The sequence below is a fragment of the Methylocaldum sp. genome, from assembly GCF_039794385.1.
Classification (GTDB): Bacteria; Pseudomonadota; Gammaproteobacteria; order Methylococcales; family Methylococcaceae; genus Methylocaldum.
Genome location: NZ_JBDIVO010000136.1, coordinates 1 through 11,593 on the forward strand (window position 1 = coordinate 1; position 11,593 = coordinate 11,593).

General features: G+C 61.4%; 8 protein-coding genes and 1 riboswitch. Of the genes, 1 reads left to right on the forward strand and 7 read right to left on the reverse strand.

What is annotated here, in order from left to right; all coding sequences use genetic code 11:
* Positions 1 to 218, forward strand: a 218-nt coding sequence (locus ABJK70_RS12875; protein ID WP_347258169.1) for a hypothetical protein, incomplete at its 5' end; no start/stop codon positions are given.
* Positions 219 to 442: 224 nt separating this feature from the next.
* On the opposite strand, the gene pepA is transcribed toward ABJK70_RS12875, so the two are convergent.
* From pepA to ABJK70_RS12910, 7 genes are all read right to left on the reverse strand, one after another.
* Positions 443 to 1,309: a flocculation-associated PEP-CTERM protein PepA gene (gene pepA, locus ABJK70_RS12880; protein ID WP_347258170.1), complete on the reverse strand. Its 867-nt coding sequence runs from the start codon at positions 1,307 to 1,309 to the stop codon at positions 443 to 445.
* 98 nt (positions 1,310 to 1,407) lie between these two features.
* Positions 1,408 to 1,488: riboswitch (cyclic di-GMP riboswitch) on the reverse strand.
* 812 nt (positions 1,489 to 2,300) lie between these two features.
* The gene (locus ABJK70_RS12885; RefSeq protein ID WP_347258171.1) at positions 2,301 to 2,909 is read right to left on the reverse strand and encodes a hypothetical protein; all 609 of its coding nucleotides are present in this window, start codon (positions 2,907 to 2,909) and stop codon (positions 2,301 to 2,303) included.
* A 59-nt stretch (positions 2,910 to 2,968) separates the two neighbouring features.
* Positions 2,969 to 5,506 (reverse strand): ExeM/NucH family extracellular endonuclease, encoded by a 2,538-nt coding sequence (locus ABJK70_RS12890; protein ID WP_347258172.1) that lies wholly within the window; start codon positions 5,504 to 5,506, stop codon positions 2,969 to 2,971.
* A gap of 159 nt (positions 5,507 to 5,665) precedes the next feature.
* Positions 5,666 to 8,272 carry a S8 family serine peptidase gene (locus ABJK70_RS12895; RefSeq protein ID WP_347258173.1) on the reverse strand — a complete coding sequence of 869 codons (2,607 nt, stop codon included), beginning with the start codon at positions 8,270 to 8,272 and terminating at the stop codon, positions 5,666 to 5,668.
* A gap of 46 nt (positions 8,273 to 8,318) precedes the next feature.
* Positions 8,319 to 8,939, reverse strand: a complete 621-nt coding sequence (locus tag ABJK70_RS12900) for a hypothetical protein (protein WP_347258174.1) — start codon at positions 8,937 to 8,939, stop codon at positions 8,319 to 8,321.
* A complete protein-coding gene (locus ABJK70_RS12905; protein WP_077732368.1) occupies positions 8,932 to 9,447 on the reverse strand; it encodes an archaeosortase/exosortase family protein in 516 nt (171 codons plus the stop codon). The genes ABJK70_RS12900 and ABJK70_RS12905 overlap by 8 nt, the downstream gene beginning before the upstream one ends.
* Before the next feature lie 366 nt (positions 9,448 to 9,813).
* Complete coding sequence (locus tag ABJK70_RS12910) at positions 9,814 to 11,097, reverse strand: esterase-like activity of phytase family protein (RefSeq protein ID WP_347258175.1); 1,284 nt, start codon at positions 11,095 to 11,097, stop codon at positions 9,814 to 9,816.
* Between the last annotated feature and the right edge of the window lie 496 nt (positions 11,098 to 11,593).

An 11,593-nucleotide genomic window follows, 5' to 3' on the forward strand; every position in this document is an offset into this window, starting at 1 on the left:
GAACTGTTCGCGCACGTGGCGCGCCGCCGGATCGGCTCATCCCGGACTTCGACGCCGCCGATGATCTCGCGGCTCCCTGGCGCCAAGCAGCACAAACCCACTTTGCCGCCACCGAGGACAAACAACGGGTGTCGGCTAGCTCTTGTTGGAAGCCCTGCGCCGGAGGGGGCTCGCCGGCGCCGAACTGGCTCGCGCGCGGTGTTCGAGCCCGAGGGTGAAGTTCCTCAAGAGTTGTCGCGGACTTTTAGCGACGCTGCGTCATGAGGATGATAATTGCAGCACTGGCCTCGGCCGTTCCGGCTGGCGGTCGGCTCGAGGAACCGGACCGGGATAAGCGCCGGCCCGGTTGTGACGTTCGGCCGCGCCGTCTGCTTCCGCAGTCAGCGAAGCAGATTTGCACCGAATCCTCGCCCATTCACCAAATGGGCTTGCCATGCGAGGCTCACGCAGCCAATTTGCTGGAACGGCGAGAGATGACGCTCATGCCGGCCAAGGCACTAGCGAGCAGCCAGAAGGCCGCTGGAACCGGTACCGCCGTCAGCGTGAGCGATCCATCCGCCTGGTAGAGAATGCTCGTCGATGTAACCGGTATGCCGCCGACGGAAGAGATGGCGGGAGGTGCGGTGGGGTTTCTGACGAACAGGGAGAACAACGACTGGCCGCCGCCGATGGTATCGGGATCGTATACCGCCGAATCATAGAAACTGGTGTTTCCGACGAAGGTAAATTCGCTCGAGGTTACGCCAAGACCGGAAGGAAACTGGGTGCTTACCGTGACGACCCCGGTTCCGCCCGTCACCGATCCCTTAAGAATATTGGTGCCGTCCGTGATGCCCGTGTCACCGGTTACGTCGCGATTGACGGCGTTGTCGAAAAACAGGTCCAGCGAGCCACTCAACACCTGGAAGTTGATGGTCCACAGCCCGTTGCCCAGATTCTGCGCGTTCGTGACTTGTGTTTGGAAAGCCGACTGGGTGGTCAACTCGTAAGAGACGTTCAGTTTGGGGTTGCTCACCGTGGAGGTGCCCAACTGATGGTTGGTGACGTAAGACTGGTACACGCCTGAATAGATGTCTCCCACCGTAATTTGGGAGGGATTGGCGATCGTGTCCGGTACGAGCAATGCCAGACCGCCGTCGCCCGCCGCGAAGTCGTAAGTATCGAAGGGACCGACCGCTTCGCCGGCCGAACCGCCCACGACGGTGTAGTCCGCGGTACCCACCCAGTTCGGCAAGGTTGCCGCACCGGCAGTACTTGAGAATCCGACGCCCGTCAAAGCGAGCGCCGAAATGATCTTACTTGGTTTCATCCGAATTACCTTTTCACTGTGTTGACGTTGAACTCACAGTGATGTCCGTGATTCTGCCCACAGGTGGTGAGCGGTGCCACGGTCCTCCCCATCACTCGGGAGGCGGCCCGGCGATCTCGACAAACGCGAGACCCGTGGCTTTCCGGCCCCGCCTCACGGCGGGTGTGGCTCTTCGGCAAACACGTTCAGCTGGTCCTACAGCTTGACGTGACCGGTAACCGACCTAAGCCTCCTTGCTCATTTTTTCGAAATACCCGGTCAAATTAAGCCGAGACTGTTACACGTCAGTTAATGATTGGTTAAATCTATGTAATCAATTTATGACAAATGACTCGTCGGAGACCGATTAGGTGGATTCTGTCCAGTCTCCTTCTCCATGAGCCAGTGAGCCAGGCTCAAAAAAGTGGACACCATCAATCGCGTAAATCCGGTGATTGGTGGTGGAACGAGATGGCGAAATTACCGAGACAGCCGTTCAAGGCCGAGCTTCGTGCGCAGGTGATGAGATGAGCCAGCGAGGGGAAACCATTCGTGCTGGAAGCGGCGCGGCGGCAGCGGATGGCGATAGACCGAAGGCACTCTGCCGATACGCCAGGTCGAATCGGCGGATCAGGTCCCGCTTGGTCCCCGGCCGCCTGCATCCGTTGGTCAGGCACCTCGAAAAACTTCGAGGTGCTCGTAAGCCAAGCCCAAGCCGCGTTTGGGCTTGGCGAAGAGAAAAACCGCCGGGAAGGCCTTGGTTCGGAGCCTGATCACGTTTCCGCCAGCCGTACACCGGCCCGCGTCCACACGAAGAGCCGAGCGAATTGGGACGGGTTAGCTTTGGCAACGGCTGGGATCAAAGCCTATCTTCGTAGACTTAGCGCGTTTTCATCTCGCTCGTACGGCAAAACAGGCTTGGCGGACGTCGTTGGCGCCTTCGGCTCGGGTGAATGGATTCAAGCATTCGTAGGTCGGCAATCCTTTGCCGACAAACCCGTTGGCCCAACGGCTATCTTCGTAGACTGAGTGCGCCGATCGTACAACTTTTTCGGCATGCACTCCGCACCACCAGCCCCGAGATCCCGCTGGCGAACAGCCAAAAGGCGGCCGGTACGGGAACCGCGCTGGACTGAATGCTCAAGGACAGACCGGCATTGGCGGCGAGCGGCCCCGAGAGGCTGAAGAACAATCCTTGATTGGGTTCGGACGGATTGCCCAACACGCCCAAATCAATATTTCCGGCGTACAACGCCTGGAAATTGAGCGTCGCCAGAGTCAGTGTCTGATTAGCCGGAAGATTGGGGATGCCGGGGAAGGCCGATCCCGCCAAATCCAGTCCGAGCAGGCCGCTGTCATCGCTGAAGGACGGCGAATACGTGACGCCGGTGAACTGAGCGGCGGTACCGTTCAGCACCGTGTCGAATCCGAACGCCAGCAATTCATCGGAAGCGTCCAACCCATCGAAGGGCTGAGTCAACGTTAAATCGATACTGAAGCTGTCGCCAACCAGCACGGGGGCATTCCCGACCAAATTGAGCGACACCACGGCCGAGTGGGAAGGGGCCACGGCCAATAGCCCCAGAATGGCAATTGCGAGGCGGGCTTTAAAAGTCAACATCGTTTATCTCCAGTTAGGGGAAAGGGCCGCCTCGTTGCAAGGAGGCGGCCGATCGCTGTTTAAAGGCCTGCCTTGACACGATAGGCAGCGTAGTGGCCATACCAGCGCTGGTAGTCGGCATAGGTCACGCAGCCGACGCCGTCGTAGTTAGCCTCCGCCAAGTAGCCGGATTGGCCCGAACACTTGCCCAAGGCGGAGCGGAAGCGGTTCTGGTCCGCTACGTCGACGTCGCCGTCCTTGTCGAGATCGCCCGGCACCAGCACTTCCACCACGACCGGATCGTGGTCCGACGAACGATGCGGATCGGCACTGTAGAAGCTGGTGACCTGATCCGGCGTCTTGAAGTCGGTGTTGTAGTCGAGCGCGATTGGCTCGTCCGCGTTGATGTGCCATTCCGCGACGCCCTTGACCTGATAAGTGAGCGTCAAACTGGACAGGGCATGATCCAGATAGCCTGCTTCGCCGTCGAACACGTACGAATACGCGTCCTCGCCAAGGAAAGCCGCGACCTGATTGGTAAAGCCGTTCTGTTCCAGGGTCCGGATGGGATCTTCCTTGGCGTAGGCATTCAGATCGCCGATGACCAGGGCATCGGTGTTGCCGCTCCCGGTGGGATCCGCCGCCAGCCAGTCGGCCAGGGCCTGGGCAGCCCCGGTCCGGGTCAGGTTGCAGTTTCCCTGCTCGTCGCCCACGTCCGGGTCTCCCACGTCGGTGCAAGCCGAGCCTTTGGACTTCAAGTGATTCACGACCACCGTCAGCTTCTTGTTGGACAGCTTGTCCAGGAAGGTCTGGGCCAGCGCGGGCCGATTCTTGGTGTCGATGAAATCGGGATCGACCGAGGAGTCCAGGATCGCGAACGACCCGACCGGGCTCACTTTCGCCGGCTTGTAGATCAGCGCCACGCGGATCTCGTCGGTGCCGACGATACCGGTGTCGATGAAGGCGTACTGAGAGGACCCGGCATAGACGTTGAGGCTGTCCACCAGATCCTGGATCGCCGGATAAGCATCGTCGTCGTTCTCGATTTCCATGAGGCCGATCACGTCGGCGTTCAGGCCGTGGATGGCGGGGACGATCTTGTCCTTCTGGCGGGTGAACTCGGCCGGGTTCTCGGCGCCGCGGGCCGTCGGGAATCCGCCGCCGAAGCCGTCGCCGTTGAAGTAGTTCAGCACGTTGAAACTGGCAATGCGGAGCGATCCGATGCCGGGCAACGCGGGCGGAACCGCGGGGCGCGGATTGTCCGCCACGAACAGGGGTTCCGCCGTGGGCAGCAGGCGGAAAGCACCGAAGGCGTAGCTCATCACCCCGGTCGCGCCGGTCAGCGTGTCGCCGCTCCGTAGCGTGTTGCCGGCGCTCAAGCCGGGAGCCGGGAAAATCACCGGGTCGGGATTCTGGACGTTGGAGCCGTCATCCACGAACAACCGATTCAGGTCGTTGGCCGCCGCCACCGCATTCGCCGCCGCGCCAGGCAAAGCGACGTGCGTCGGATTCCGAAGGCGACCGTCCGAGGACACCACGATCTGGCCGAAGCGGCCCAGCTGGAAGTTTTCGGTGACGGTCAAGCTCTGGGGCAAGTTGATCAGCATGCCTTCGTAGCGCTCCCGGTCGGTGGCCGATCCGTCGAAGGGCAGGGTTACGGGCGTCGCCGCCGGCAGCGGGTTTCCGCTGGCGAGTACGGTTACCGAGGAGGCGTTCAGCGTCGTCAGGCCGTTGGTTTCGGTCACGGTTCCGGTCACCCGCACCCAATCGCCCTGATCGACAGCGATAGTGGAATTGACGAACAAGCCTTCGGACGAAGCGGGATCGGCGTCGTAATCCGCCGGCTCCTCCTGAACGAAGAAGCCGCTCAATTCGGTCGCGCCCTGGAAGTCGCCCACAACAATGGCCTCCACCGTCACGGCCGCACCTGCGACGGGACTGGACAGGCCGGTACCCTGCACCGTACTGATCAGGCTGACGGAGGATGGCGGGGGCGGAGCGGAAGCGAAGAACTGCCCGGCATTGAGCGCACCGAAGGTGTTCTCGCCTGACGCCGCCCAGGCAAAGTCCTCGTAGGAAGTGCCGTTTCCGGTGAGCTGCAAGGATCCGCCGACCGGTGTGGAACTGCTTTCGCCGACGCCGATATCGGTGCTGGTGAGGCCGTTGGCAAGCCCGTTGGTGGCCGTGAAGACTCCTTCGTAACTCAGAAACTGAACGATTTGATTGGACGCATCCACCAGGGCGATGCCGTCCGGGGCGCCGTTCTGCAATCCGTCCTGGTTGTAAGCGATCGTGATCACGCCGTAGCCGGTACCGCCCAGGTCCGGAATCGTCCCGGAAAGGGTTTCGGACGTGGTCGCGGCGGGCGTGGCGTACGTGCCGCCGCCGTTGCCGTTGTAGCGGACGATTTTCCAGCCGCTCAGATCGGTGCCGGCCGGCCCCGCGATCTCGATGGCTTCGCCAGCGTCCGTCCCGGCGTTGTCGTAGTGGATTTCATTGATGAAAACCGGCGTCGCGGCGTACGCGGCAGGGCCCAGCGCCGCAAGCACCGCGCCGGTCAATACCTTGCGCATCATGTTGTTGTCCTTTTGGAATTTTGTTTCGGAGAAATCGATCACGGGGGCTTTCAACGGAAAATCTGCCGGTCCCGTAGAGCGAAGACACGGTAACGGCCGTTTGTGACCGCCGTTTGAAGGTCACGTGACAGTTTCCGAAACGGAAGCCCGTTCGGAGATTGGTTCAGGACAGGCCTGTCGAAGGACTTAATCAGAGATTCCTTATGGAATAATCCGTTTCGTCACGAGGCGACCAAGCCAGAGCATCGCGCCCATGACCACCATGCCCCATTGGGGTAGCGTGGGAATATCGCCGTCGTTGCCGGATTCAGGCGGGAAAGCGTCATTGACCGTGGTCGACGCGCCGGCGCTGTTGTTTGCGGAATTCGGATCGGCTGTCGGACTGCTCAGGCTGACGGAATTGACCAGGCTGCCGGCGGCGACGGGCTGAACGTTGATGAAAGCGGTGCCGGCTCCGCCATTCGTCAGCGGACCCAGATCGCAGCTTACGACCCCAGTGCTGTGCGTACAGTTGGCCGAGGCGGATAGAAAAACCGCACCCGAGGGAAGCGCATCAGTCACCGTGACGCCTTGAGCATCCGCGGGACCCGAGTTGATGACGGTGATCTGATAAGCGAGCTGAGCACCCACAGCGACCGGGTCGGGACTATCGTTCACGGTGACCGCAAGATCGGCGGCGGCAGTCACCGTGGTGTCGGCCGAGGCCGCATCATTGGCCGGATTCCCGTCCGGCGTGGCGGAAGCGGCTTGGATAGTATTCTGAATGGAACCCGCGGCATCGGCCCGCACGCTGATCGTTGCGTTGGCGGAACCGCCGGACGGGAGGTCGCCGAGGTTGCAGGTGACCGTACCTGCCAGGTGGGAACAGCCGGGAGACGCCGAGAGGAAACTCACGCCGGCCGGAAGTGCGTCGGTCAGGCTCGCTCCGGCCGCCACAGCGGGGCCTTGGTTGGTCACGGTGGCGGAATAAACCAGTTCGCCTCCTTGAAGAACGGGGTCCGGATTGTCCGACAAGGTGACCGAGAGATCCGCGGCGTTCTCGATGAAATTCCAGTGGAGGACGATGGTGCCATAGGCGCCGTTTTTGCCGTCCATGGCGATTTGGTAGGTCGTTCCGGGCTGCACGGCCAAACCGACCTGGCTCTGAGGCCCGCCGCTGTCGTCGCTGGAAGCTTTTGCCGCCAAGCCGTTGACCGCCGTTCCGGTGTAGACGGCCAGCAGGGTATCGACGGCGCTGCCCGAGGTATCCAGCGCCAGTTGGCCCGAGCCGGGCGAGGTCCATGTCCACCAGACGGATTTTCCGCCGGCGTTCCCGGCGTGATTGGGCTCCCCGGCCTCCTTGCTCGCGAACTCGTTCGAGCCGTTGGTTTGCCCCGAAGCGCCGCTCAGCGCGATGCGGTTCGCGAAGCGGTCGTTGGCGGGGGCCGGAAAAAGGCCCGTGAAGTCTATGCGCGGCTTGGTGATGGGAGCCGCAGGCCGGGTGTCGGTGACCGCGATGCCGTTCCCGGTCAGGCGGGCGACGGTCTGATCCAGCGTCTCCGAAGGGAATGCCGCACGCAGCACGGCCACCGCGCCCGCAGCATGAGGCGTGGCCTGCGATGTTCCGCCGGCGATCCAGCCGGCGGCGCTGATCATTGCGCCCGGCGCCAGCAAGGTCAGAAAAGACGCCGTATTGGAGAAGCAGGCCACCTTGTCCGCTGCGGTAGTCGCGTCGGTGCAGACGGACCAGGCTTTTTGGCCCTGGTTCGCGTCGTACACCGCGCCCACCGAGACCGCCTCGGGCGTGCACGCCGGCATGGGCAGCCCGTCCAGGTATGCCTCGTTGCCGGCGGCCGCCACGGTGAGAATGCCGGCGCCCCGGGCATTGGCGATGGGCGTCCGGAACGGATTGCCGTTCGCTCCGGAGAGCTGGCTGCACGGACTGGTGAACTTCGTGTCGGCGCCCAGGCTCATGTTGATGGCGACGATATTGTAGGCCGACCGGTTCGCGATGGCCCAGTCGATTCCAGCGATGACGTCGCTGCCGAAGGCGGTTGAGCCGGTAAATACGTCCAGGGCCGCAATTTTCGCTCCGGGCGCAACGCCCAGCGCGATCCCCGCCACGTTGCTGCCGTGGCCGTTGTCGTCTCGGTTATTATCGTCGGCCGCGATATCCACTGCCGCCACCACCTTGCAGCCTGAAGGAGCGCCCGGTGCCGTGCAGGAGCCGAAAGCGGAATGGGTGTAATCGACGCCCGTATCGAGCACGGCGACGGTGGTATTCGCACCGTTTCGACCGGAGCCCATGGGTATCGATTGATGGATCAGGGGCAGACTCTCGTTCAGCTTGTGGTGGAGTACGAGGTCGGGATAGACCGCTTTGACTTCGGGACGCGACAACAATGCTCGCAAGGCCCCCGCCGTCCGAAACCGCAGGAATGCCATGGGCAGATGCTCATAATCCCGCAGCAACTCGCGCTCCGCAGCGCCGGGCGCCGCCAAGGCCCGTTGCTTCAGAGTACGGTAACGGCCCGATTTGAAGGCCAGGATAGACGCGTCGTCGTAGCCTAGCCCCTTTTGGGCGCGAAGATCGGCTGCTTCCTTCTCGATGGCGGTATCGTCGAACAACACGATCAGATCCTGCGGCGTTCCCGCCTCCAGCCGAGCGAGGACATCGGGCGGGGCTTTCGACTTGCTGGCGGATTGCGACACCGGGAGTGCGGCAGCCCCCATGATCGGTTGCATGCTCAGCCAGGCGATCAATACGACAGCCCAATAGGTTCCGATCTTTCTCGGCGTCTGTGCTTGGTTAGGAAATCGAGATTTCATGCCCACGTCCGTTTTGGTTTACACGCAGTGCCAAAACCTTAACGTCCTAAGGTAAAAACTTGATGAAACGCTTCCTCACCCGAAGGCGAAACGGTAATATCGTTTGGCTTGCGACCAGCGTCAGCATTCCGATGGCGAGGGACAGGGCCGATCTCCCGCCGCCGTTCATGAAGTGCATCCAGGCGACCATGGGCGAGTGCGGCAACTCGTTGGGGGCTAATTGGTACAGCAGCAGATCCCAGGCGCTTCCCGCCAGTATCAACGGAATATCCAGCGCCTCGATCGCCGCCCATCCGGGCAGCGCCAGGATGGGAACGGCGAGCCTACAGGCTGGCGAAAATCCCGGCCACGCCAGCCACAAGGGAATCATGAGCAGGGGATGAAGTACGGCGTGCCCGGCCAACGTCGAGCAAACGATTTCGGTTCCCCTGGGAACTTCCCGGTCCCCCAGGTAGAAGACATGGATCGCCGTGAGTTTGGCCCGGACCACCGTATCGCCCTGAACGATCGCCAGGGTCAAATCTTCGACTTCGAATTCGGGCAGCGCCCAGCTCAGCACCCACCGATACTCCGGAAACCAGAACCGGGTGTAATCGTCGCCCAGATAAACCGACAGAGCCAGCAAGACCGTGTAAGCGACAACCAAGGTCCCGCCGGTCTTAAGCATGCAGAGTCGATCCATTGGCAGCCTTTTTACAGGCTACGGCCCAGGCCAGGAAAAACAGGCTCGTCAGCAGAATCAACACCACCGGCAGCATGTAACCGTGGAGCAGGCTGAACAGGGACTTGTCGTAGCGAAAGGCGTAGAACAGCGTCACGATGCGCGCCTGATTAAGACCATGGACGAACACAACGCCCAGGACGGCGCCACTCAGCTTGTGCCGCCAGGAGGTGCGATGGATCAGAATCGCGGCCAGCAGCAGGAAAAACGTTTCGATACCTTCGCAACCGTTAAGCACGTTGAGCCGAGCATGGGGCGACACCAGGCTGTGGCCCACTGCCCTTACGTTTTCGCCGGGGGTAATGAGGTTGATCAGTGCCACGCTCGGCCGGACCGTCAGCATGTCGATGAGCAGGCGCTCTACGGCCGTTCCGCGCCCAAGGCCGTAAAGCCATTGAAGCCCGGCGAAGATCAACAGGAAAGCAACAATGGATTTGAGTTCTCTAAGCGCCATGTCGGCTGTTCTTTAGCGATCTGTACCGAGTCTGATTCGATGTTTCGGATGGTGTCGGCTAGAGCGTTTTCATCCCGCTCGTACGACAAAACGTGCTTGGCGGACGTCGTTGGCGCCTTCGGCTCGGGTGAATGGATTCAAGCATTCGTAGGTCGGCAAGCCTTTGCCGACGAATCCGTTGGCCCAACTGCACCGTCGGGAAGGGCGGCTTCGGCGCTCCGTTGGCAAGCCGGAGATCGCAGATAGCGTCGGATCGCGGCAAAAACCCAACGCCCGACAAGGCGAATCGCTGGGTTTTAGGCCGGGACTGCCGGATGCCCCCGGCGCGTCGGTGCTAATCCCTATCGCTGAGGCGCAAATCGGGCCTTAATGCTGACGGCGGCCGCGAAAGTCCAAAGGGTGATCCAGCTTGATTTTGATGAACTCGTTATTGTCCGAATTCGAATCCCGTCCTCCGGTGCCAGGATAGTTGTTGTCGTTCATCACCAGGAGGGTGGTTGGGTTCAGGATCAACACGTCCTCGATGGTCACGAACGGAAAGGTGAAGGTGGTGCTGCCGTCGCGGTTCAAGTCGTGCGGATCGGGGATGTTCATCAGATCCACCAGTTCTGTCTTCTTTACCAAACCGCCGTTGGCGACGCTCGCCATGTCAGCCAGGTAGAGCTTCTTGAACGGCGTGCCGTTGGTCGCGGTGCCGCCGTTACGCTCGATGACGATGAACTGATGATCGTTGATCGCGGTCATGTCGCCGATGTTGGTCCCTTCCGCTTCGAGCTGATACAGCCAATTGTTCCCCGTGTAGCTTTCCGTATCGATGTCGAATTCGTTGATTCGCAGCGTCTTAACCGGATCGCCCGTCACGGTGCCTTCCAGCAGCGTGTAGAGCTTGTCGCCGGCCGGATTGATCGCCATGCCCTCGAAGCCACGGGAGGTGCCGAGGTTAGGAATACCTGCCCCGAGATAAGGGTTCTGGGGCGACATGACGTCCGGACCGGTGGCCGAGGAGCCAGGCGGAAGGATGTTGGGGGTGGCGATCTCGCTGCGTAGAACCTTGCCCTTGTGGTCGGTTTTCACCAGGAACGGGCCGAATTCTTCTCCGAACCACAAATTGCCGTTCTTGTCCTTACGTACCGCTTCGATGTCGAGATCCGAGCCGGTCAACAGTCGATTTGCTTGAATGCTCGAGTCAACGGGGATGTCGTTCGCGCCATTGGGGTAGTTCGCCATGCCGGCGACGATGTCAAACCCAATCTTGTGGTCCGGGTCGTTCAAACTGATAAAGCTCTTGCTGGTGAAGGCCCTCAGCTTCTTGCCGGTTTCGAACTCGGCCGGGCTTACCTTGCCGCTGCCAACCACAGATCGACCGTTCCACGTCTTGAAGTCGGGCCGCATGGCGTAAAGGCGCAGCAGGGTGTCGGCGGAATTGGTCTTGGCACCGAAACCGTTGTCCGTCATCACGTAGAACGAATTGCCCGTCGGCCCCCTCAGAACGGCCGAAAAACCCTGGACCGGCTGCCTGTCGACCAACGGCAGGCTGTTGCCACCAGCTCCTGCACCGGCGAATTGTCCGGAAGTCGGGCCGACGGCAAACGTGTTGGCCGGCAGCATTGCAAAACCGGTGAGTTCCGTTGCCTGAACGCCGGCGGCCACGACTGCGGCGGTCAGGGCGGAGGCTTGGGCGAAAGGCATGACAATTTTCCAGGCATTTGTTTTCACGGGATTTGTTCTCCTGAAGTCGCTGAGTGAAGTCGGACCGCGTGCCGCGCACCCGATTCGCTCGAGGAGCTGACAGGCGGCGGCACACGGAACCACCAATCTTAGGGGCGGAGTGTTACTGCTCGGTGACGCCGCCAGAGAGCATGCACGGAGGCACACCGTACGACCTCGCGAGCCATCGCCAACTGCGCCTTCGGCTCGGGTGAATGGATTCAAGCATTCGTAGGTCGGCAATCCTTTCCCAATCGCAAACGGTCGCTTTAGTCGCGACCCTTCCGACGAAGACGCTCGGCCGGGACGTGGCGTCGGGAAGGGGGGCTTCGGCGCTCCAATCGCAAACGGTCATCCCAGGAGCGCTGGGATGACCCTTCCAATCGCAAACGGCCTGGCCGGGAGCGCCGGCCACGCCCTTCCCGAAGACACCGTTTGC

Coding starts and splice junctions, on each gene's coding strand:
- pepA (WP_347258170.1), bottom strand. CDS start 1,309: ATGAAACCAAGTAAGATCATTTCGGCGCTCGCTTTGACGGGCGTCGGA.
- ABJK70_RS12885 (WP_347258171.1), bottom strand. CDS start 2,909: ATGTTGACTTTTAAAGCCCGCCTCGCAATTGCCATTCTGGGGCTATTG.
- ABJK70_RS12895 (WP_347258173.1), bottom strand. CDS start 8,272: ATGAAATCTCGATTTCCTAACCAAGCACAGACGCCGAGAAAGATCGGA.
- ABJK70_RS12900 (WP_347258174.1), bottom strand. CDS start 8,939: ATGCTTAAGACCGGCGGGACCTTGGTTGTCGCTTACACGGTCTTGCTG.
- ABJK70_RS12905 (WP_077732368.1), bottom strand. CDS start 9,447: ATGGCGCTTAGAGAACTCAAATCCATTGTTGCTTTCCTGTTGATCTTC.